Annotated in this window: 20 protein-coding genes; 9 read left to right on the top strand and 11 right to left on the bottom strand. The window is 61.9% G+C overall.

Annotation, left to right across the window (positions count from 1 at the left end; genetic code table 11):
• The 7 genes from ACTJLB_RS13970 to ACTJLB_RS13940 form a co-directional block, all read right to left on the bottom strand.
• On the bottom strand, positions 1-431 hold a 431-nt coding region (locus ACTJLB_RS13970; RefSeq protein ID WP_440783605.1), incomplete at its 3' end, for an electron transfer flavoprotein subunit beta/FixA family protein.
• Positions 428-2068: a GMC family oxidoreductase gene (locus tag ACTJLB_RS13965; protein ID WP_440783604.1), complete on the bottom strand. Its 1641-nt coding sequence runs from the start codon at positions 2066-2068 to the stop codon at positions 428-430. The genes ACTJLB_RS13970 and ACTJLB_RS13965, both read right to left, overlap by 4 nt.
• Positions 2065-3288: a CaiB/BaiF CoA transferase family protein gene (locus ACTJLB_RS13960; protein WP_020068409.1), complete on the bottom strand. Its 1224-nt coding sequence runs from the start codon at positions 3286-3288 to the stop codon at positions 2065-2067. The genes ACTJLB_RS13965 and ACTJLB_RS13960 overlap by 4 nt, the downstream gene beginning before the upstream one ends.
• Positions 3281-5059, bottom strand: a complete 1779-nt coding sequence (locus ACTJLB_RS13955; protein ID WP_408199210.1) for an FAD-binding protein — start codon at positions 5057-5059, stop codon at positions 3281-3283. The genes ACTJLB_RS13960 and ACTJLB_RS13955 overlap by 8 nt, the downstream gene beginning before the upstream one ends.
• Before the next feature lie 12 nt (positions 5060-5071).
• Positions 5072-6253, bottom strand: a complete 1182-nt coding sequence (locus ACTJLB_RS13950; RefSeq protein WP_088173452.1) for an acyl-CoA dehydrogenase family protein — start codon at positions 6251-6253, stop codon at positions 5072-5074.
• A 20-nt stretch (positions 6254-6273) separates the two neighbouring features.
• Positions 6274-7098: an HpcH/HpaI aldolase family protein gene (locus ACTJLB_RS13945; RefSeq protein WP_051121002.1), complete on the bottom strand. Its 825-nt coding sequence runs from the start codon at positions 7096-7098 to the stop codon at positions 6274-6276.
• 12 nt (positions 7099-7110) lie between these two features.
• Positions 7111-8592, bottom strand: a complete 1482-nt coding sequence (locus ACTJLB_RS13940; RefSeq protein ID WP_440783603.1) for an NAD-dependent succinate-semialdehyde dehydrogenase — start codon at positions 8590-8592, stop codon at positions 7111-7113.
• A 241-nt stretch (positions 8593-8833) separates the two neighbouring features.
• On the opposite strand from ACTJLB_RS13940, the gene ACTJLB_RS13935 reads away from it, so the two are divergent.
• The 4 genes from ACTJLB_RS13935 (at position 8834) to ACTJLB_RS13920 (ending at position 13514) form a co-directional block, all read left to right on the top strand.
• On the top strand, positions 8834-9862 hold the full coding sequence (locus ACTJLB_RS13935) for a TRAP transporter substrate-binding protein (RefSeq protein ID WP_144028130.1): 1029 nt from the start codon (positions 8834-8836) through the stop codon (positions 9860-9862).
• A 77-nt stretch (positions 9863-9939) separates the two neighbouring features.
• Entirely contained in the window at positions 9940-11811 is a 1872-nt protein-coding gene (locus ACTJLB_RS13930; protein ID WP_408130038.1) for a TRAP transporter large permease, read from the top strand.
• Positions 11812-11844: 33 nt separating this feature from the next.
• On the top strand, positions 11845-12555 hold the full coding sequence (locus tag ACTJLB_RS13925; protein WP_020068402.1) for a GntR family transcriptional regulator: 711 nt from the start codon (positions 11845-11847) through the stop codon (positions 12553-12555).
• Between the two features lie 17 nt (positions 12556-12572).
• Entirely contained in the window at positions 12573-13514 is a 942-nt protein-coding gene (locus tag ACTJLB_RS13920; RefSeq protein ID WP_440783602.1) for a D-2-hydroxyacid dehydrogenase, read from the top strand.
• Here the strand turns inward: ACTJLB_RS13920 and ACTJLB_RS13915 are convergent.
• The 4 genes from ACTJLB_RS13915 to ACTJLB_RS13900 form a co-directional block, all read right to left on the bottom strand.
• Positions 13499-14191 carry a hypothetical protein gene (locus ACTJLB_RS13915; protein WP_131316983.1) on the bottom strand — a complete coding sequence of 231 codons (693 nt, stop codon included), beginning with the start codon at positions 14189-14191 and terminating at the stop codon, positions 13499-13501. The two genes, ACTJLB_RS13920 and ACTJLB_RS13915, sit on opposite strands and share 16 nt — an antisense overlap.
• Entirely contained in the window at positions 14191-14673 is a 483-nt protein-coding gene (locus ACTJLB_RS13910) for a glycoside hydrolase family 108 protein (RefSeq protein ID WP_088173446.1), read from the bottom strand. Before ACTJLB_RS13910 ends, ACTJLB_RS13915 begins: the two co-directional genes overlap by 1 nt.
• Before the next feature lie 82 nt (positions 14674-14755).
• Positions 14756-16189, bottom strand: coding sequence for a tetratricopeptide repeat protein (locus ACTJLB_RS13905; RefSeq protein WP_440783601.1), 1434 nt, complete (start codon positions 16187-16189; stop codon positions 14756-14758).
• Positions 16190-16473: 284 nt separating this feature from the next.
• The gene (locus ACTJLB_RS13900) at positions 16474-17019 is read right to left on the bottom strand and encodes an SRPBCC family protein (protein ID WP_440783600.1); all 546 of its coding nucleotides are present in this window, start codon (positions 17017-17019) and stop codon (positions 16474-16476) included.
• A 194-nt stretch (positions 17020-17213) separates the two neighbouring features.
• Here ACTJLB_RS13900 and ACTJLB_RS13895 point away from each other — a divergent pair, with 194 nt between their 5' ends.
• The 5 genes from ACTJLB_RS13895 (at position 17214) to hutG (ending at position 21229) form a co-directional block, all read left to right on the top strand.
• Positions 17214-17963, top strand: a complete 750-nt coding sequence (locus tag ACTJLB_RS13895) for an IclR family transcriptional regulator (RefSeq protein ID WP_027804693.1) — start codon at positions 17214-17216, stop codon at positions 17961-17963.
• An 86-nt stretch (positions 17964-18049) separates the two neighbouring features.
• Positions 18050-18805 carry a transporter substrate-binding domain-containing protein gene (locus ACTJLB_RS13890; protein ID WP_087753759.1) on the top strand — a complete coding sequence of 252 codons (756 nt, stop codon included), beginning with the start codon at positions 18050-18052 and terminating at the stop codon, positions 18803-18805.
• A 17-nt stretch (positions 18806-18822) separates the two neighbouring features.
• The gene (locus tag ACTJLB_RS13885) at positions 18823-19491 is read left to right on the top strand and encodes an amino acid ABC transporter permease (protein WP_020068394.1); all 669 of its coding nucleotides are present in this window, start codon (positions 18823-18825) and stop codon (positions 19489-19491) included.
• On the top strand, positions 19488-20264 hold the full coding sequence (locus tag ACTJLB_RS13880) for an amino acid ABC transporter ATP-binding protein (protein WP_020068393.1): 777 nt from the start codon (positions 19488-19490) through the stop codon (positions 20262-20264). The genes ACTJLB_RS13885 and ACTJLB_RS13880 overlap by 4 nt, the downstream gene beginning before the upstream one ends.
• Positions 20261-21229, top strand: a complete 969-nt coding sequence (gene hutG / locus ACTJLB_RS13875; protein ID WP_440783599.1) for a formimidoylglutamase — start codon at positions 20261-20263, stop codon at positions 21227-21229. The genes ACTJLB_RS13880 and hutG overlap by 4 nt, the downstream gene beginning before the upstream one ends.
• Positions 21230-21253: the final 24 nt, after the last annotated feature.

Here is a 21253-nt window from a genome sequence, read left to right as displayed (position 1 = left end):
GACGCGAACGTTGCCTGCGGCAGGTTAGCCAGCGCGGCAAGCATCTGACCGGTCTGATTCGAATCGTCGTCGATGGCCTGCTTGCCGAGAATCACCAGTTGCGGCTGCTCCTTGTCGACGAGCGCCTTCAGCAACTTGGCGACCGCCAGCGGCTGCAATTCTTCCGCCGACTCGATCAGGATCGCGCGGTCCGCACCGATGGCGAGCGCCGTGCGCAGCGTTTCCTGCGATTGCGTGACACCGGCCGACACCGCGATCACCTCGGTCGCCACACCGGCTTCTTTCAGACGCACGGCTTCTTCAACCGCGATTTCGTCGAACGGATTCATCGACATCTTTACGTTCGCAATGTCGACGCCCGTGCCGTCCGACTTGACTCGGACCTTCACGTTGTAATCGACCACTCTCTTGACTGGCACCAGGATTTTCATACCGTCTCCTTCGAATACGTCGACGACGCGTGCGCCGCCATTGGCGAACGGATCATGTCTGCCGCGCGCTCAGCCAGCATGAGCACCGTCGCATTAGTGTTGGTCGAGGTTATCGACGGCATCACCGAGCCGTCGACGACGCGCAGGCCCGTCGTTCCGCGCACCCGCATTTCAGAATCGACAACGCTCATTTCGTCCTCGCCCATCCGACACGTGCCAACCGCGTGGTACACAGTCGAGCCATTGTCACGCACGTATTGCAATAGCGCTTCGTCGGTGTCGGCCTGACGGCCCGGTACGGTTTCATCGACGATATAACGGGCGACCTCGGGTTGAGCGAAGATCCGCCGGCCAATCTTGAGTCCTTCCACCATCGTGTTGCGGTCGAGTTCACTGCTCAGGTATGACGGTGCAATGGTCGGCGCTGCCGTGATCTCGCTGCTGGTGATGTGCACATGTCCACGGCTCTCCGGGCGCATCTGCCAGACGCCGCACGAGACACCGGGCTCCGACTCGAGCACGCCGATCCGTCCCTCGGCAAAGCTGCCGGGCGCGATCACGAACTGCACGTCCGGACGGGTGGCGAGGCGCGTCTGCGCAAAGCCGCCGACGAGCGCCGCACTATAGGTCAATACGCCGGTCCCTGACACGACGTAGCGCATCATCTCGCGCGCGAGCGCAAGTCCGTGCGCGCGCTCGTTCGCGGTGCCGGCACCGCGCACTCTATAGCCGAGCCGAACGACATAGTGGTCCTGCAAATTGTTGCCCACGCCAGGCAACGCGATCCGTGTTTTAACGCCTGCATTGTCCAGCACAGCCTTGTCGCCGATGCCACTCATTTCGAGCAGCCTCGGCGTGCCGACCACACCCGCGCTCAAAATCACCTCGCGGGTCGCGCGGATCTGCACCGGAATGCCCGCGCCCGTCGTCCCATTGATGCCGCTCACATGCGTGCCGTTCATCTCGAGCGTAGACACCTGAAGGCCGGTCACTACCGTAAGGTTCGGGCGCGCCATTGCCGGCCGTAGATAACCGCGCGCTGCGCTCGACCGGCGACGTCCGTCGCGCGTTTGCTGGTAGTACCAGATCGACGGACCGCGCGTGTCGCTGTTCGGATCATCGACGAAATCGAGACCCGTCCGCTGGGCGGCCTCGACGACCGCACCGCAAATCTCCGGCGGGTTCTTCACGCGGCTGACCTGAATCGGACCGTGCGTGCCTCGTTGCGGGCTGCTGCCCTCGGTCCACGTTTCCGAGCGGCTGTAAAACGGCAGACAGTTTTTGAAGTTCCAGCCGTTCGCACCCGACCGCTCCCAGCTATCGATATCCTCCGCAAACGGGCGCACGTACAGCAGGCCGTTGATGGCACTGGAGCCGCCGAGCCCGCGTCCGCGTGGAAACAGGATGGCACGGCCACTCGTCCCGGCGTCGGCCTCAGTGCGATAGCGCCATGTCACAGTGGGATGATCGAGCAATCGCACGAAGCCTGCCGGCACGTGGATGAACGGGTGACGATCGCGCTCGCCGGCCTCGACCAGAATCACCTTGATGGCTGGATCTTCGGTCAGACGGTTTGCGAGCACGCAGCCCGCCGTCCCCGCGCCGACGATCACATAATCCGCTGTGTACGATTTCATGACTTCGCTCCGGCAGCGGCTAATTCACGACCTTCCAGTGCAGCGATCTCCTCCTCGCCGAAGCCGTATTCGGCAAGTACTTCAGCTGTATGTTGTCCGAGCGTAGGCGGCGGACGGCGGTAGGCGACGGGGCTGCCGTGAAAATTCACCGGACTCGCGATGTTCGTTACCCTACCCGCGACCGGATGCTCGATCTCGACAACCGCATGGTTGTGCGAGATCTGCGGGTCCTGCGTCAGCGCGGTGTGATAGTCCTGCACGATCGCGCATGGCACGTCCGCGGCGCTCAGATGCGCTACCCAATATTCCGCGGTATGCAGCAGAAATTGCTCCTCGAGGATCACGTCGAGTGCATGCCGATTCGCAGTTCGCGCGGTGTTGCCGATGAAGCGTTCATCGCTCAGCAGTTCTTCGCGGCCAAGCGCGCGGCAAAGGTTCTGCCAGAATTTCTCGGTGAAGCAAGCTGCAAAGAAATAACGGCCATCGGAGCCCTGATAGTTGCGGTACGGCACCATCGTTGGATGACCGCTGCCGAGACGCTCCGGCGCTTTGCCGCTTCTCAGCGTCTCGCCGTCGCGCGGGATCGTGCTGAACAGCGCAGCTGAGAGCAGCGACGTATCAATGCGCTGGCCTTCGCCATGCCGTTCGCGATGGAGCAACGCGGCCGAGATCCCGAACGCGAGCAGCGCCGCCGCGCCGAAGTCCGGCAACGGCGCACCGAGCCGGACTGGATTGCCGCCAGCTTCGCCCGTCATGTCCATGAGACCGGCCACTGCCTGCACGATCGGATCGTTCGCGGGCCATGCGGCGTAGGGACCGCTTTGTCCGAACGCCGACACGCTGGCGTAGACGATCTTAGGATTGCGCGCCTTGACGGCCGCGTAGCCGATGCCCAGCCGATCCACCGTGCCCGGCCGAAAGTTCTCCACGACAACATCCGCCTGCTCCGCCATGCGCAAAAACGCATCACGCCCTTTCGGCGACTTCAGATCGAGGCGGATGCTGCGCTTGTTGCGGTTTTGCGAGAGGAACTGGACGCTTTCGCCCTGGACGAATTGATTGCCCAGTTTGCGCGAGAGGTCACCCGCCATTGGCTCCTCGACTTTCACCACGTCCGCGCCGAGGTCAGCAAGCAGCACAGTGCCGACCGGACCAGCGGTCATGACGGTGAGATCGAGAATACGGTAACCCGACAACGGGCCGACTTGTTTCTTATCCATGATGTGCCGCCTGCAAATGCGATGCGTCCGTAAATTCGGCCCGCGGGTAATCGAGCACGTCGAAGGCGAGACGGAACGGGTCGGCCTCACCACGCGTGATGGTCAACGCATGGCCGAAACCGGCATCGTCGCGCTCGGGAAAGTCGGTGCGGTAGTGGCTGCTGCGCGACTCGCGCCGCTCGATACACGCCTGCAAGATGACTTCGGCAGTGGTCGCCATGTTGTCGATCGTCAACGCATCGATCGCTTGCGGCGGCGAGGCAGCGCCACCCGCGGCGAACTGCGCGCGCGCCTCGCGAACGGCGGCTAACGCGATGTTCAGACCACTCTCCGTCTTCTCGACGAGGCAATGCGCTTGCATCGCCGCGCGCAGATCGGCGGCGATACGTTGAGCGTCGAACGAGGCATTCGGTTTTAGCGCTGTTCCGAGGCGCGTTGCGAGCGGCGCGACGTCGGGCTTCCCCGGCGCACCACTGTCGCGCGCAAACGCGGCCGCGCCGACGCCTGCGCGATGTCCGAAAACCTGACCTTCGGCAAGCGAGTTGCCGCCCGGGCGATCCGGGCCGCGCACGCCGCCAGCGAGCTCCCCTACTACGAACAGCCCGTCGATGGTCGACATCGCGTCGGTGTTCGTCATCCGGACGCCACCGTTCAGGCATTGGAACGCAATCCCGACGTCGAGCAGATCGCGCTTCGGGTCGAGTCCCTTCGCGCGCATCCAGCGCAGGGTGTTCGGAATAGTGGCCGCCAACCGCTCGTCCGGAATATCGGCGAACGAGAAGTGCACCGCACCGCGTTCCGTACCTCTGCCCTGAGCGATTTCCGTTGCGATCGCGATATCGATGTAGCGCGATTCATTCGAGATCGTGAACGGGAACACTTTCTCGTCCATCGCGGCTTCAGGCGTCACGCCTGCCGGCAGGTAGTCTGCCAGGAATTCGTGTCCATCGCGATTGAGCATCCTCGGATGCAGAATGAAGCAGGACTTGCTGAAGAGTTGCACGTAAGGGTGCACCATCGCCGGCCCGAACTGGTGAAACTCCATGTTCACAAGTTCGGCGCCATGGCGGAAGCAGATGGCCTGGCCGTCACCGGTCATTTCCGCTGTCGAGACCTGCTGCGAGAACAGACCGTGCGCACCGCCGGTGCCAAGCACAACGGCGCTCGCGGAAACCACCAGCAGCCGCCGCGATGCAAGGTCCATCGCGACCACGCCGCTTGCGCGCCCACTTGTATCACGCAAAAGGTCGATGAGTGCCGCTGGCTGACGCGTCTCGACTCCTAGCTTCCTCGCTTCGTCCGCGAGCGCGCTCACGAAGGCCTTGCCAGTTTTCCCCTTCACGCCCAGCGCACGCGCATACGTGCCGAAGTCGCTGCGGATGAGTTTATAGCCTTCGTTGACCCGGTCGAACGGCACGCCGAGCTTGATCAGGTCGGCAATGCGCTTCGGTGCGTCCTCCGCCAGCACGCGCACCAGTTCGCGGTCGATGAAGCCGCCCGCCGGACGCATCGTGTCTTCGTAATGCACCGTGGCGCTGTCGTCGGCGCTGCCGTAGCCAGCCGCTCCCATGCTCATGATTTCGCTTGCGCCGTGCACAGTGCTACCGCCCTGCCCGACTGGCGCCTTTGCCAGCACGAGGACCTTCGCACCAGCCTGTGCCGCCGACACCGCTGCACGCGAAGCCGCGCCACCACCGCCAACCACGACTACGTCGGCTTGCGCGTAGTCTACGCCAAAGCCGAGTTTTTCCAATGTCTGAACTGCCGTCACGTCTGTCTCCGCTTACGATTTAAGCGCGCGCGCCACGATGTTGCGCTGGATTTGATTGGTGCCACCGAAGATCTGGAACATCTTGGCTTCGCGGTAATGGCGCTGCATCGCGTATTCGGCTGAGTAGCCATTGGCGCCCATGATCTGGATGCCGTCAGTGGCGACCTGCACGTATGTATCCGATGCCAGGTACTTCGCCTGTGACGACTCGACGTCGCACGTTTCGCCTTCGTCGAGCAGTTTGGCCGCGCGAAACGCCATCATGCGAGCAGCATCGACGCGAGTCTGCATGTCGGCGAGCATGTGCGACACCGCCTGGAAATCGATGATCGACTGCCCAAACTGCTTGCGATCGTTCGCATACCAGCGTGCAAGATCGATCGCCGCCTGAGCGCCGCCCACACACATCGCCGACAAAGCGATGCGCTCCTTTGACAGCACCGTGGTGAGTTTCTTCCAGCCCACGTGCAAGCCACCCACAATCATTTCTCTGGGAACACGGACGCCGTCGTACACCACTTCACAGGTGCGAATGGCGTGGCCGCCGAGCAGGTCGATCGGATTGATCGTCAGGCCTCTTGATTCTTTAGGTACCAGAAAGAGGCTGATCCCGTCGTGCTTCTTCGCTTCTGGATTGGTGCGCACAGCGGTCAAGATATAGTCGGCCTGCATCGCGCCGGAAATCCACATCTTGGTGCCGTCCAATATGAAGTCGTTTCCGTCAGCCACGCCGCGCGTCGTCAGCGAGGCAGCATCTGAGCCGGAGCCGTTTTCGCTCAGGGCGAAGGCGAGAAAGGCGCGACCTTCAGCGAGCTTCGGCAACACCTCGCCCTTGATATTGTCCGGCGCGAAACGAGCCAGCGCGCCGCCCACCATGTTCACGTTCGCATTCCAGAAGCGCGCAAGCGCAATCGTGTGATAGGCGACGATCTCGAGATAAGCGGCCATGTCAAGATAGCCACCGACGCCGCCGTACTCCTCGGGCAGCGTGATGCCGAACCAGCCCTGTTCCGCGGCCACCTTCACGAGTTCCTCGGGGAAGCGCTTCTCTTCGTCGCACTGGCGGACATATTCCGGCGACGCATGGCGCGTCAGCACACGATTCACTGAATCGCGGAATTCGAATTGATCGGCGTTCAGATACGGTTTAAGGTCGCGCCGGTTGACGAGATTGCTTGCGTATTCGGGATTCACTGTGTCTCCTCCTTGTCCGATCAGGACACCTTGCGTTGCGCCAGGACTTCTTCTGCCTGCCCGAGCGGAATGGCACGCAACATTTGCGAACGCGACTTCGCCCCCGTCATCAGAAACGCGAGATCTGAGCCGCTGAGAATGAAACGCGCGCCTTTCTGCACGTAGGCGGTCATCAGCGCTTCGTCGTACACGCCGCCCACGCCCGGTACCTTGCCGTGCCGGTGGCATGCGGCGCACACGGCGTCGATGGCGGCCGCCACACGCGTATGGCCAAGTTGTCCAGTGATACCCAGATCCGCCGCAAGGTCGGTCGTGCCGACCAGCAGCACGTCGATGCCCGGCACCGCCGCGATCGCGTCGGCGTTCTCGAGGCCTTCGCGGGTTTCTATCATTGCTACCACGAGCACCTCGTCGTTGATCGCCCGAACCACATCGGCGATCGGGAGAGCCTGGAATCCGACCTGCGGCAGCATGCCCGGGATCGACCGACCGCCCGCCGGCGGGAAGCGGCACATATTGGCGATCTGCATGGCCTGTTCGGGCGTACTGACGTGCGGCACCACGATGCCCATCGCGCCGGTATCGAGCAGTCGTGTGGCGTGGAACGGCTCATGGCCCGGCACGCGGATGATCGGCGTCACACCGCCCACCAGAGCTGCCGCGCAGATCTGCGCGGCGGTGTCGATGTCCATGGAGTTGTGTTCCATATCGATGAACAGCCAGTCGAAGCCGGCCGTCTGCGCGATCTGCGCGATGTCGACCGTGCGAGCCTGGCGCAGCCCCATGCCGAGTGCCAATTCACCTGCGGCCAATTGTGCTTTTGCGTGGTTCTTGATGGTTTGCATGATGGATTCCATTCAGGCGGTTGCGTCGAGCGGCTCGTCGTTAGCCAGTTCGAGGTTGATGAATTTGGTGTCCAGGTAGTCGCGGATCGCGTTCGGACCACCTTCACGTCCAAACCCGCTGTCCTTACTGCCGCCGAATGGCGTCTCCGCCGTCGACGCCACGAACGTATTCACACCGACGACGCCGGCCTGCAAGCGCTCGGTTGTTTCCAGCGTGTTGCGCATCGAGCGCGTAAAGACATAGGCTGCAAGCGCGAATGGCAGCCGGTTCGCCTCGGTGATGACTTCGTCCATCGTCGTGAACCGGTTGAGAGTGCCGACCGGGCCGAACGGCTCGTCGTTCATCAGGCCAATGTGCGGAGCGGGGTTAGCAATGAGTGTCGGCTCGTAGAACCAGCCACGGCCGAATTGCGATGGACGACGGCCACCGCACAGCACGCTGGCGCCTTCACTTACCGCTTCGTCGACGAGGCGTTCGATCGCCTCGCGGCGCTTCGACGTGGTCAGCGGACCGAGGTCGGTGTTCTGCTGCAGCGGGTCGCCGACGCGTAGCGCCGTCGAGCGCTCGACCAGCGCCTTCACAGTCTTGTCGAAAATCGATTCGTGGATATAGAACCGCGTCGGCGACGCGCAAACCTGGCCCGCATTGCGGAACTTGCCCAGCGACGCGAGATGCGCGAAAGCATCAATGTCTGCGTCGCGATGCACGATCACGGGCGCATGGCCGCCGAGTTCCATCGTGACCTTTTTGAGCGTCTTCGCGGACATCTCGACGATCTGACGGCCGATGGGCACCGAGCCGGTGAAGCTGATCTTCGCCACGCGTGGATCGGCCATGACCGTCGGCGTAATTGCGTCGGCTTTGCCGATCACCAGATTGACCGCGCCCTCGGGAAACCCGGCGTCGACGAAGCAGCGCACCAGTCCCATCGTCGCCCCGGCCGCTTCGTTTGACGGCCGGATCACGATCGCATTGCCCGCGGCCAGCGCCGGTCCCATCTTGCGGGCCAGCAGCAGCAACGGGAAATTCCACGGCGTAAAGGCGGCGACCACACCGAGCGGCTCGTAATGCACCAGATACCGTCCGCCCTTGACGCGGCTTTCGTATGACATGCCGAACACGCGCCGTGCTTCGTCGGCGAACCAGTCGATCGACTCAGCTGACGCGTTAGCTTCCCCAGTGGCCTGGGCGATCGGCTTGCCGGTTTCCAGTGCCACGATTCGTGCGAGCTGCGGCGCGCGTTCGCGGATGAGCGTTGCGGCTCGGCGCAGCAGTGCTGTGCGCTCCCACGGTGTGAGCTTGCGCATTGCGGCTGAAGCCTCGGTCGCGGCATCGATGGCCTTTGTGACCTGCGCCTGCGTGGCCAGCGGCATATAGCCCAGCCGCTCTTCGGTCGCCGGATTGATCGAGACCTGCCCGTTGTCAGCCGTCGCAGACTGCCAGCGACCGGCGATCAGCAAGCCGTGCTCGCGGTAGTGCCCTTCTAGTTCCATTGCCTCCTCCTGATAAGTATCACGGACCACCCATCTTCCAGGTGCTTTCCCGGTGTTTCAGTGCATGCACTCTTTTTCTTATATCAACACCTTGACAGCTAAGTGTCAACACTTTTATAGTGTGTGTCAGCGAAATACGATCCGTCGTATGCACTTGCGAAACCGACGGATCGCTAAAAAGAACGCCGCGGCGCCGCCGAACGCGTCATGCAGCCCTCCCTTTCCTATGGAGCGAGACAAAATGAGTTCGTATTCCCGTCGTACCTTTCTGCAAACCCTTGGAGCAGCCGCGGTGGCGACAACCGGGACCGGTTTGTTTCCATCGCTGGCCAGCGCCCAGACTGCGCAGTTCAAGCTGAAGTACGCGAACAACCTGGCGCTGTCCCATCCGCTCAATGTCCGCGCAAAAGAAGCGGCGGACGCCATCAGGAAAGAAACCGGCGGCCGCGTCGACTTGCAGATTTTCCCGAACGGTCAGATGGGAACGGATACAGATATGCTGTCGCAGGTCCGTTCGGGGGCCATCGACTTTCTCACTCAAGGTGGCGTGGTGCTGTCGACGCTCGTGCCGGTCTCCGCGATCAACGGCATCGGCTTCGCGTTCAAGGACTACAACCAGGTGTGGGCGGCGATGGACGGCGACCTCGGCAGCTACATCCGCAGGGCGGTTTCGAAGGTGGGGCTCATCGCGATGGAAAAACCGTGGGACAACGGCTTTCGCCATCTCACGAGCTCGGTCAAGCCGGTGCTAAGTCCGACCGACCTCAAGGGCCTGAAGATCCGTGTGCCGGTCAGCCCTCTTTGGACCTCGATGTTCAAGGCGCTCGACGCGTCGCCAACCAGCATTAACTTCAGCGAAGCCTATTCGGCATTGCAAACCAAGGTGGTCGACGCGGAAGAAAACCCGCTCGCGCTGATCGAAACCGGCCGCTTTTATGAAGTCCAGAAGTACTGCTCGTTGACCGGCCATATCTGGGACGGCTTCTGGTTCCTTGCCAACGCGCGTTCGTGGGGCAACCTGCCGCCGGACTTGCAGACCATTGTGGCAAAACATCTGAATGCGGCCGCGGTGGCTGAACGGGCGGACGTCGCCGCACTGAGCACATCGCTCGTCGAAACGTTGCGATCGCACGGTATGGCGTTCAACAAGCCCGACATCCAGCCGTTCCGCGCCTCGCTACAAAAGGCCGGCTTCTACGACCAGTGGCGCAAAAAATACGGCGATGAAGCCTGGGCGTTGCTCGAGAAGTACACGCAGAAGCTCGCATGAGCGCGGACCACCGAAGAGTTTCTGGAGAACGAGTCATGACTTCCCGAGTTCATCCCGAGCAGGTGTTCGCCCGCGACATGGGCGCGCCGAAGGAACGACATGCGGCATCGAAGGTCGTGCGTGTCGGCAGCACACTCGATACGGCCATCAAGTGGATCACCGAAGTGCCCGCTGCGTTGCTGCTGGTGGCCGAAGTGGTGCTGCTCCTCACCAACGTTTTCTGCCGCTACGTGTTGCAGGATCCGTTGATCTGGGGTGACGAACTTGCGTCGATCCTGTTCATCTGGCTGTCGATGCTGGGCGCAGTGGTGGCGCTGCGCCGCGGCGAACATATGCGACTGACGATGTTTGTCGACAGAATGTCCCCGCAAAATCGTGCGTTTGCGGAGACGGTCGGAAATTTCATCGTGATGACTTTCGTGCTGCTGCTGGTTCGGCCGGCAACCGACTGGGCGATGAACGAGTGGATCATCAGCACGCCGGCGCTCGAGCTGCCCAATACCATTCCCGCGGCCGCGATTCCCGTGGCGGCTGCGCTGATGCTCGTGCTCGCCATTACGCGGTTGCTCGAGCGCTCGTCGCTTCGCGATTGCCTGAAGGCTTTCGCGCTCGTGGCCGGTGTTGCCATTGCGCTTTACATCGCACGGCAAGCGCTTGCGCCACTGACCGCGCTGAGTCTGGTCCTGTTTTTCGTCGTCGGCGTGATCACGATCATCTGTCTCGGAGTGCCGATCATGGTCGCATTCGGCGTGTGTACGTTTGCTTATCTCGCAACCGTCACGGGCGCACCGTTGACCATTGTTGTGAGCACGATGAATCAGGGAATGTCCAGCCTGATCCTGCTCGCCGTCCCGCTGTTCATCCTGCTGGGCGCACTAATGGAAGCGATGGGACTTGCCGAAGCGATGATCCGTTTCCTCGCTTCGCTGATCGGACACAAGCGTGGCGGCCTCGCCTACGTGCTGATCGGCGCTATGTACCTCGTGTCCGGCATCTCCGGCTCGAAGGTGGCGGACATGGCTGCGCTCGCGCCCGGCCTGTTCCCGGAAATGAAAAAGCGCGGCGCAAACGAAGGCGACCTGGTCGCCATGCTCAGTTCGGCGGCTGCCATGTCGGAAACCATTCCGCCCAGCCTCGTGCTGATAACGATCGGTTCGGTGACGGGAGTTTCGATCGCGGCGCTGTTCACAGGCGGCTTCATGCCCGCCGTGGTCGGCGCGGTAGCGCTCGCGGCAGTGGTCTGGTTCAAGAGCCGCAGGGAAAGCCTGCAAGGCGTGCAACGGGCCTCCTGGGGCGAGGTCGGCCGCGCATTCCTGATCTCGCTGCCTGCGCTCGCGCTGCCCTTCGTGATTCGGGCGGCCGTGGTGGAAGGCATCGCGACGGCGACGGAGGTGGCGACAATCGGCGTGGCTTACACCTGTGTGGTGGGTTTGCTACTCTATCGCCGCTTCGACTGGAGCCGGCTCTATCCTATTCTGGTGGAAGCGGCGTCGCTGTCCGGCGCGATTCTGATCATCATCGGGTGTGCGACCGCGATGGGATGGGCGCTCACGCAGTCAGGCTTCTCCGCGCAACTCGCCTCTATGATGATGGCTGCGCCGGGGGGCAAGCTCGGCTTCCTGGCGATCTCCGCGATAACGTTCGTGATGCTCGGCAGCTTTCTTGAAGGGATCCCGGCGATCGTACTATTCGGGCCGCTACTGTTCCCGATCGCCCGCGCGATGGGCATCTCGGACGTGCACTATGCCATGGTCGTGGTGTTCGCGATGGGATTGGGCCTGTTCGCCCCGCCGCTCGGCCTTGGCTTTTATGCGGCGTGCGCGGTCAGCAAGGTCGACCCGTCCGCCGCGATGCGCCGCGTTTGGCCGTATCTGGGGGCATTGGCGGCGGCCCTCGTCGTGATAGTGCTGGTTCCATGGGTATCGGTAGGTTTTCTGTACGTAAAATAGGTAGCAAAGAATGGCACAGATAAGGCAATCGTCATGAAAAGCGCGCTCAATGGTGCACAGAATAGCAAGGTGAACGCCCGCGCACCGGAGGTGATTGCGTCGAAACTCGACGACATCCGCGATCAGGTGCGCGCCATGATCCAGCGGGGGGAGTTGCGCCCCGGTGAACGCGTGAACGAGCAGGCGCTCGCCAATCAGATCGGCGTCGGCCGTAATTCGGCGCGTGAGGCGCTACGCTCGCTTGAACAGGCGGGGCTCGTTCGCATTGTGCCGAACCGGGGCGCGGAAGTGCGGCGGCTGTCGCTAGAAGAGGCAATGGACCTCTATGAAATCCGCGCCGGACTCGCACGCACGGCGGGACGCCTCGCCGCGCTGCGCCTGACGACCGACGAGGAGCATCTGCTCGGGCTCCTCCTCGACCAGATGGACGCGGCCGTGGCCGAGCGCGATAGCCGTCAGTATCAGACCCTGAACACCGAGTTCCACCGTCAGTTAATGGCGGCGACCAAGAATCCGCGGCTGATCACGATCAATCAGGCCGTCGAAGACGAGCTGACGCTCTACATTCACAAGGGCGTGTATTCATTCACGCAGATGCAGCGCTCCTCGAAAGAACACCGCGAACTTTTCGAGGCGCTGCTCGCGGGTCAAGCCGACGCGGCTGCGGAGGCTTTCGAGAACCACGTGCAGACGGGAAAGAAGCGCATGCTCGACACTGTGTCCACGAGCTCGTCCGAACGTTAATGAAGTGGAGCAGCTCGTTGAAAACCATCGTCTTTCTGGACCGCGCGACGCTGTCGGCCGATCTACCGGATTTCCCGTTTCCGCATCGCTGGATCGAATATCCGTCCACGACGCCGGAACTTGTTGTGGAGCGTTGCCGCGGTGCGCATATCGTCGTGACCAACAAGGTTCCACTGTCGGGCGGTGTGCTTGATCAGTTGCCGCATCTGGAACTGATCGGCGTGCCGGCCGCAGGCGTCAATCATCTGGATACCGAAACATGCCGCAAACGGGGCATCGGCATCGTCGCGTGTCCGGGCTATTCGACGATTTCCGTGCCCGAGCACGCGTTCGCGTTGATGCTGGCGCTCCGCCGCAACCTTATGCCTTATTGGCACGATGTTTATGCTGGCGGATGGAGCGGATCACCCACCTTCTACGCCGAACTGCATCCGATCCAGGATCTGCACGGATCGACGCTCGGTATCGTCGGTGCGGGTCACGGTGGAAAGCGTCTCGCCGAACTGGCCGGTGCGTTCGGCATGCGGGTACTGTTCGCAGAGCGCAAGCGCGCGAGGTGCGTGCGCGACGGCTATGTCGCTTTCGACGAGGTGCTGCGTGAGGCCGATACGATCAGCCTGCATTGCCCGCTTACCGACGAAACGCGGCATCTGTTCGGTCTCGCCGAATTTGAGCGAATGAAGCGCAGCGCGTCACTCGTGAACGCCGCACGCGGCGGTATTGTCGACGAGGGGGCGCTGATCGAGGCGCTCGACCGCAAGCTGATCGCGAATGCCGCGCTCGACGTCCTCGAGCAGGAACCGCCCGCGGCCGATCATCCGCTGCTGTCCCGCGCGCGCACCGATCTGATCGTGACGCCGCATGTTGCATGGCGGACACAGGTGGCCATGACGCGGCTCGTCACGCAACTCGCACGAGGCATCGAAGAGCATTACGCGGAGCCTCAGCTGCCCGAGTAAATCGGGCCCTGTCCACCCGGTGTGAATTGCTGGAATGCCTCGCTGTGCGACGGAGCCGGCGCCGCTTGTGGCCGCGGCGCTGAAGCCGTTGCCGGTTCGCGCAGCGTAAGCGCGCTGTCCGCGGTGATCGGCACGCTGGGCTTGGCGAGCAGTTCGGTCTTTCGCATCGATCCCACCGATGTTCCGAAGTAGTAGCCGATGATGCTGATCCACGCCGTACCCAAAGCCCCGACGACGACGTTGACGAGATCCTTGTTCGTGCCCGGCAGCGGCTGAAAGGCCATCAGCAGCAGAATGCCGAAGAAGCCGGCGGTGACCGCCATCGCAAGGACTTTGGGTACCCAGTCCTTGGTGCTGACTCCCATTGCGCGCGCGTCGGCCCGATCGGCAGCCTCAATACGCGCCATATCGCTTTCATGTGCGAGGCTCGCCTGCGCGGCAGTAACCATCAACTGTTGGAGCTGCAACGAGTTTGCGTTCTCGGCTTGCCGGACCTTCTCGAGTGCGCTGGGATCGTTCAACGCGAGTTCCACGACGCCGGGGTCGCTCGGCGTGCCGAGCGCATGCGAAATGATCGCGGCGGCGGCGGTCACGCCCACACCGATTGGACCACCCACGAGGCCCGCGAGAAGCGGTGCGCTGCTGCCGATGTTCGACGCTACTTTAGACCAGTCCATCATGCTGCTCCCAGGAGAAGATTAGCGGCCATTCGTTCGGTCCATCCACGGCTGAAATTGGGCCATGCATGCAGGTTGCGCAGGTAACGCAAGCGATAAGCGGCGAAGCGCATGACGAACTTCAGCGGGTCCGCGCTTTTGACTGCATCGAGTGTGTCCGGGCCGAACTTGCCGTCTTCTTTCGCGCCGGAAGCTTTTTGCATCCACAACACCACCAGGCCGCCGTTGTAATTGGCATCGAAGATCTGGAAGGCAACGCGCGGGTCGAGCTCGTCGAGATGCAGCGGGTCCCAGTACTTCTGTTTGGCAATCTGTCTGGCGGTATCGAGCGGCAGGTCTTTCATGGCGCCCGCATAGCCCGCGCTGCGTGCCACGCGCGCCGTGACACCCCACATCGTTTCACCGCCAGGGTCATGCGGATTGAAGGAGTAACCGCCCTCACTACCAATCAGGGCCCTGAACGCATCTTCGAAACTGTCCATCGAACATCTCCCATTCAACCAGGTGTGTTACTGCAACGGGTAGGTACTGCGGGACTAAGCCATCTTCATGGCCGGGTATTCGTTACGCGGTTTGCAACGCAAGCGAGGCGGGCGGAATCGCAACAGGCCTGACTCCGTCATTGGGCTTCGACGGGTCTGGGCGATCGCCTCCCTGCGCCGCTCTGGCAAGCCGCGCCAGATGACTTTCGCGCACCGACAAAGTCCCGGCGTCGAGTTGCAACGCTTGAGCGTATTTGCGCGATGCGCCGGACAGATCGCCCTTGCGATCCAGTGCCCGGCCCCACTCCGCGTAGGAGGGCGCCAGATCTGGGCGAAGTGCGACGGCGCGCGAGAGTTTTTCGATCGCTTCGTCGTAGCGGCCCACAGTGACGAGTGCTTCGCCCCAATCGTGCAGGTTGTCGACAGAGTCTGACTTCATTCGGTCTGCCTGCTTGAACGCATCGAGGGCTTCGGAATAGCGATTCGCGTGCAACAGCACGTCGCCGAGAAGACGCAAGTTTTCCGCCGTCTTCGATTTCTCGCTCGCGCCGGCTCGCAAGGCTTCAAGTGCGTCGTCGATTCGATGCTGCTGTTCGAGTGCAATGCCAAGGCTTGCGTGCAGCACCGCTGAATGCTGGTACAAGGCCAGCGCCTCACGTGTCTGCTGCTCGGCCTCTTTGGACAGCCCCTGATCGGCAAGCAGCCACGCTTTGCCGGCGAGCGCCCATTCGCCTTGCTCGGAGGCGGGCAGTGCGAGCACTTCGTCGTAGATTGCGACGATCTCACCGTAGTCGCATTGCGCGAGCGAACACCTGGTTTTCTGCACTTGCGAGTAGAGATGACTAGCGAGAATATTCGGCTCCGCAAGACGCATGGCTTTGACTGCGATGTCATGTACGAACTTCTCCAGATCGCGTCCTTCGAACGACACGGTGCTTTCGCGGGAATTAAACGGACCGCCTTCAATCTGCACATGCGCCACGTAAAAATCCGCGCTGCCGTTGACCTTTGTGATGCCGACATGAACGACCACGTCCGTGCGCTTGATGACGCCTTTGATGAAGCGCACGGTGGTTGCATACGACATCTCCTGACCGGGTATCTGAATGTCCGGTTGTGCGTCGTTGTCTGTCATGGTGTCGTGCGGAATCGACTCGGCGTCCTGACCGATGGCTCGCATCGAAGACATGATGCGTTCCGCGAGAAAGTGCGATGTATAGCCGCGTTCCACCAGCGACTGCGGCGTTTCGACGGGCGGCACCAGCAATTGCCGCGTGAGTACGCCGCGCACGACGAGGCAGAAAAAACCGATAGTGAGCACCGCGAAAACCCACGGCAAAACATACGGCCACAATTGTTTCGGGCCTCGTCCGATGAAGCCGGCGGCCCGCAATCCGAACGGCACCAATCCCACCGGGAAGTCGCGCCTTGCCGTATGGCGCTTTGAACGGCCGCCCACGCGAAAAGGCCGGCTTCGCCAGTTCACTGGTCGACGTTGGCTCTGCACACTCGACATGACGCACCTCGATTCAACGGATGTTGGTAAGTGCACGACTGGGTGGTGTTTATTACGCATCGACCGTGCCATTGCGCCCAGTAGCTTATGTAGCGGGCGTGCAGAGGACCGCGCTGCATGCGGGCGCGGAATTGTGTTGCGTGGTGGCCAACGAATGTTGCGCGTGAGTTTGCTGACGGGAGACAGGTAGTGGGGAGGAGGCGGGAATGAGGCCGGCAGACTTGCACGCCAGGATTCAGTCCGGTCGTGAGACCGCAGGTCGCAGCGCCAGTCGAGCGACGTTGCTACTGCTGCGGCGACGATTCCACAAGGCTTTTGAGTCGCAGGACTGCCGTATCCGATTCAGACTGAATCCGCGCGCGCAGCACGGACCAGTTCAATATCGCAAACCATAACGACGGCGCGCGATAAGTGAAGTCACGTTCAAAACGGGTTCCGCTCACGGTCGACGTCAGCGAATAAGTGACTGTGCCGGCCGATCTGCCGTCGATCTTGCCTGTTATCACCCATTTGCTCGGCCGAACACGTGCAGCGACTGTCCATACAACGCGGCCGCGCCTCGCCGCCACCCTGAACTCCTCCGTCACCTGCTCGCCCACATCGAGGGAATGGTCCACCGATCCGCTGACCGCGAGCGATGACGGATGCCAGAGGGGCCAGTGAGCCGGCGTCGTGACATAGTCGAACACTACCGAGGGCGGGCGCTGTATCGACGCAACGGTAACGATGCGCGTGTCGAACTCGATCCGCCGCGGCAATGGGAGAAAGAGCACCGGAATTGCGACGAGCACCGCCAATATTGCGGTAACGAACCGTGTACGCGTTTTCATAGCGCCTCGTGCCCTTCGCTGTAACAGGCGAAGCTATTTTACGGCGGAGTAGTAGGCACGACGACTGGCACGTCCCGATGCCCGCCCCAAGGGAAATCCCTGCCCTACCGTTCCCATTGAGTGGGAATATGATTTTTGAAATTCGAGAATCGTCTGGCATTCTGCGTTCTTGATAGGTCGTGGGCGGCGTAATCGTGAACGTTGAACAGGGTGTGACAGGGGCTGAACGCGTGTTGCTGGTGCTGGCCGCGCTCGCCAGTCATGGCAAGGCGATGTCGGTCAAGGATCTGCTGGCCGTAACCGGGCTTGCGCAAAGCACACTGTATCGTCAGATCGCACTGCTCAAGCGCTGGGGTTTCGTCGCCGAAAACGCCGGGTACTACGCGCCCGGTCCGATCAGCTTGCAACTCGCGCTTGGCTTCGATGTGAATTCACTGCTCGTCGAAGCGAGCCGCAGTGAGATGCAGCAGCTCGCGCGCGCGTCGCAGGAAAGCATTGGGCTGGTGGTCGCGGTCAGGCATCAGGTGATGTGTCTTGAGATGGTCGACAGCCAGCATTCGTTGCGCTGCTCGTTCGAGAAAGGCCGGGCCGTGCCTCTCAAGGCGGGTGCCTCGGCGAAATGCCTGTTGGCATTCATGGCCGGCAGGGCGCGCGCCGAAGTGCTCGACATCGTGTTCGACAACGACCCCGTCGGCCGCGCCGCGATCGAAGTAGAACTTCAACAGATTCGAGCGCAGGGTTACGCCGTCAGCGACAGCGAAGTCGACCCGGGCGTGTGGGGCGTCAGCGCCCCGATCTTTCATCACAGTGGACGCGGCACCGGTAGCGGCGCGTCGATCACGTTGATGGCGCCATCGACGCGCGCCATCGGACGAGAAACCCAATTCATCGACGGGACGCTACGTACGGCCCGCGCCATTTCCGAGCATATGCAAACCGACTAACGGTACGAAGCGTTTTTCAACTTCGTCCTTCGATTCGGGTCTCGACTTAACCGCACGACTTGATAAAACCACAAGGAGCCTACTCCATGAAGCTGCAACGACTGTTGTCCCTCGCATGCATCTCGTTCGCCGTGACGTTTGGCGGATTTTCCGGCGCGGCGTCAGCACAAACGCCGGATGTACTGAACGTTGCCACCGACGCCACTTTCCCGCCAATGGAGTACACCGAGAACGGCGCGCGCACCGGCTTCGACGTCGACCTCATGAATGCGCTCGCGAAAGCGATGGGCAAACGCGTGCAATGGACCGACATTGACTTTAAAGGGCTGATTCCAGGCCTGATCGCGCATCGTTTCGACGCTGCGATCTCCGGCATCTACATTACCGACGAGCGCGCGAAAGTGGTCGACTTCACCGATTCGTACTACGCGGGGGGTCTGGCCGTGCTGGTCAAAAGCGATTCACCGGTCAAGACGGTAACCGATCTGAACGGCAAGAAAGTCTCGGTGCAGGTGGGCACGAAGTCGGTGAATTTCCTGCGCGATAACTTCCCGCAAATCAATCGCGTCGAGGTAGAGAAGAACCAGGAAATGTTCGACCTGGTAGGCATCGGCCGGGCCGACGCTGCTGTGACGGGTAAGCCAGCGGCGTATCAAGTTGCGAAAACGCGCGCCGGCTTCCGCGTACTCGACAAAACGCTGACAACCGAAGCCTACGGCATCGCCGTGCGCAAAGACGAGCCGCAGTTGAAGGCAGACCTCAACACCGCGCTCGCCAGGATCAAGGCTGACGGCACGTATGCGGCGATCGTCAAGAAGTGGTTCGGCGCGAGTGCGCAATAAACGGCCGGACTAACCAAATGGAACTTGACTTCTCGCCGGTGATTGCCGGTTGGCCGGACATCATGCACGGCGCGATAGTGACGGTCGAAGTGACCGCCGCGTCGCTCGCGCTCAGTTGCGTGCTTGGTCTGTTGATCGGCATCGGCCGGCTGACGCCGCAGCGGCGCATCGTGTACGGTTTCTGCACCGCGTACCTGACGTTCTTCCGCGGCACGCCGTTGCTCGTGCAACTCTTCCTGCTGTTTTTCGGCCTCCCGCAATTCGGCATTCTGCTGCCGGCGTTTTTGTGCGGCATGCTGGGGCTCGGTCTGTATTCGGCGGCTTACGTATCAGAGATCGTGCGCGGCGCGATTCAGTCAGTCGATCGCGGGCAGATGGAAGCGGCGCGTTCGATCGGCATGTCGTCCGGGCAGGCGATGCGCGCGATCATTCTGCCGCAGGCGATCGTGCGCATGATCCCGCCGCTCGGCAACGAATTCATTGCGTTGATCAAGAACTCGGCGCTGGTGTCGCTGCTGACAATCGACGATCTGATGCATGAAGGCCAGAAGATCATCAGCGTGTCCTATCGTTCGCTAGAAGTGTATCTCGCCATCGCGCTGGTGTATCTGGTGTTGACGCAGGCGACAAATTACGCGCTGCATCGCGTCGAACGCCGCTTGCGTGCTGGAGGAATGGTGCAATGAATACCGTGGCCAAAGTCAATGAGCCTATCGTCAGCATTCGCGGGCTCACCAAATCGTTCGGCTCGCATACCGTGCTCAACGGCATCGATTTCGATATCCATCCGCAGCAGGTCGTGGTGGTGATCGGGCCGAGCGGCTCGGGCAAGAGTACATTTCTACGCTGCTGTAACGGACTCGAACAGGCAGAACGCGGCACGATCGACATTTGTGGGCATCGGCTAGTCGACCAGGGTGCGATGCTCAAGGAGCGTTCGCTGAATGCGCTGCGCACCGAAGTCGGCATGGTGTTTCAGTCGTTCAATCTGTTTCCGCACCTGTCGGTGCTGCATAACATTACCGTGGGTCCGCGCATGTTGCGTGGCGCCAGCAAGGCGCAGGCCGAAGCGGCTGCGATCGCGTTGCTGGAGAAAGTCGGGCTCGCGCACAAGGCGGATGTGATGCCGGCGAGTCTGTCGGGCGGTCAGAAACAACGGGTTGCGATTGCTCGCGCGCTAGCGATGCAGCCACGGGTCATGCTGTTCGACGAGCCGACGTCTGCCCTCGATCCCGAACTGGTCGGCGAAGTGCTGCAAGTGATGAAGCTGCTCGCGAGCGAAGGCATGACGATGGTCGTCGTCACGCACGAAATGGGCTTCGCGAAGGAAGTGGCCGACGTGGTGGTCGTGATGGACGGCGGTGTGATCGTCGAAGCAGGACCGCCCGCGGAGATTTTCTCTGCGCCATCGCAGCCGCGCACACGCGCATTCCTGCAGGCGGTGTTGTCACGCGCATGAGAGTCCCATTTGATGGCAAGGTGTGGGCAGGCCGTTCCGACGACGGCGAGCCCGGCGACACGCGGCGTGTTTTCAATCAGGTGACGCCGTTCGGTAGCGCGCAGCAGGTGCAGCGCGATGTGCCGGTGATCGTGGGCTTCAGTTCTGATGAAGGAGTGCGCCGCAATCAAGGCAGGATCGGCGCAGCGCATGCGCCCAAGGAATTGCGCCGTGTGCTGGCAGGCTTGCCGGCCAAAGCGGCGATCGCCGCGCTTGCCGACGCAGGCGATGTGGTGTGCGATGACGGCGACCTCGAAGCCGCGCAGGCGGAACTGGCCCACGTGGTCAGCGAGGTGCTGGCGGGCGGCGGGCGCCCGTTGGTGTTCGGCGGCGGTCATGAGGTCGCGTGGGGCACGTATAGCGGTTTACGGTTGCATCAGCAGCGTGAAGCCGGGAATCAAGCCACGCTGCTCATATCGCGCAAGCTGTTAATCATCAACTTCGACGCTCACTTCGATCTGCGTCAGAAGCGTCCTGCGAATTCGGGCACGCCGTTCGATCAGATCGCGCTTGACTGTGAGGAACGAGGGGTGTCGTTCAACTATGTGTGCTTCGGCATCAGCGATCTCGGCAATACGGCGTCGCTATTCGCGCATGCGGAGCGACTCGGCGTGCGCTACGTGTTAGACGTCGATATGCAGGAAACGCAACTGCCGCAGCGTCTGAATGAGCTTCAGAAGTTGCTGGACGCGGCGGATGACGTATATCTGACAATCGATCTCGACGTGTTGCCGGCCGCCACGGCGCCGGGTGTGTCGGCACCCGCTGCGCTGGGCGTACCGCTATCGGTGGTTGAAGCGATGGTGCTGCGCGTGCGGGCTTCGGGCAAGCTCCGCGCGTCGGATATCGCAGAGTACAACCCGACGCTCGATCAGGACAGACGCACCGCGAGAGCGGCCGCCCGACTCGCGTACCGGTTGCTTTGAATCATGCATCGTGCTTGACGTCTA

It is taken from the genome of Paraburkholderia sp. 22098 (genome assembly GCF_052045935.1).
Lineage (GTDB): Bacteria > Pseudomonadota > Gammaproteobacteria > Burkholderiales > Burkholderiaceae > Paraburkholderia > Paraburkholderia caledonica.
Note: the sequence above shows the minus strand (reverse complement) of the source record. Positions and strands in the feature narration are given on the sequence as shown.

Excerpts from the sequence above, each read along its gene's own strand:
- ACTJLB_RS13915 (WP_131316983.1), bottom strand. The coding sequence starts at position 14,191 with ATGGACTGGTCTAAAGTAGCGTCGAACATCGGCAGCAGCGCACCGCTT.
- ACTJLB_RS13935 (WP_144028130.1), top strand. The coding sequence starts at position 8,834 with ATGAGTTCGTATTCCCGTCGTACCTTTCTGCAAACCCTTGGAGCAGCC.
- ACTJLB_RS13880 (WP_020068393.1), top strand. The coding sequence starts at position 19,488 with ATGAATACCGTGGCCAAAGTCAATGAGCCTATCGTCAGCATTCGCGGG.
- ACTJLB_RS13945 (WP_051121002.1), bottom strand. The coding sequence starts at position 7,098 with ATGCAAACCATCAAGAACCACGCAAAAGCACAATTGGCCGCAGGTGAA.
- ACTJLB_RS13900 (WP_440783600.1), bottom strand. The coding sequence starts at position 17,019 with ATGAAAACGCGTACACGGTTCGTTACCGCAATATTGGCGGTGCTCGTC.
- ACTJLB_RS13940 (WP_440783603.1), bottom strand. The coding sequence starts at position 8,592 with ATGGAACTAGAAGGGCACTACCGCGAGCACGGCTTGCTGATCGCCGGT.
- ACTJLB_RS13885 (WP_020068394.1), top strand. The coding sequence starts at position 18,823 with ATGGAACTTGACTTCTCGCCGGTGATTGCCGGTTGGCCGGACATCATG.
- ACTJLB_RS13925 (WP_020068402.1), top strand. The coding sequence starts at position 11,845 with ATGAAAAGCGCGCTCAATGGTGCACAGAATAGCAAGGTGAACGCCCGC.
- ACTJLB_RS13960 (WP_020068409.1), bottom strand. The coding sequence starts at position 3,288 with ATGGATAAGAAACAAGTCGGCCCGTTGTCGGGTTACCGTATTCTCGAT.
- ACTJLB_RS13910 (WP_088173446.1), bottom strand. The coding sequence starts at position 14,673 with ATGGACAGTTTCGAAGATGCGTTCAGGGCCCTGATTGGTAGTGAGGGC.
- ACTJLB_RS13930 (WP_408130038.1), top strand. The coding sequence starts at position 9,940 with ATGGGCGCGCCGAAGGAACGACATGCGGCATCGAAGGTCGTGCGTGTC.
- ACTJLB_RS13965 (WP_440783604.1), bottom strand. The coding sequence starts at position 2,068 with ATGAAATCGTACACAGCGGATTATGTGATCGTCGGCGCGGGGACGGCG.
- ACTJLB_RS13890 (WP_087753759.1), top strand. The coding sequence starts at position 18,050 with ATGAAGCTGCAACGACTGTTGTCCCTCGCATGCATCTCGTTCGCCGTG.
- ACTJLB_RS13905 (WP_440783601.1), bottom strand. The coding sequence starts at position 16,189 with ATGTCGAGTGTGCAGAGCCAACGTCGACCAGTGAACTGGCGAAGCCGG.
- hutG (WP_440783599.1), top strand. The coding sequence starts at position 20,261 with ATGAGAGTCCCATTTGATGGCAAGGTGTGGGCAGGCCGTTCCGACGAC.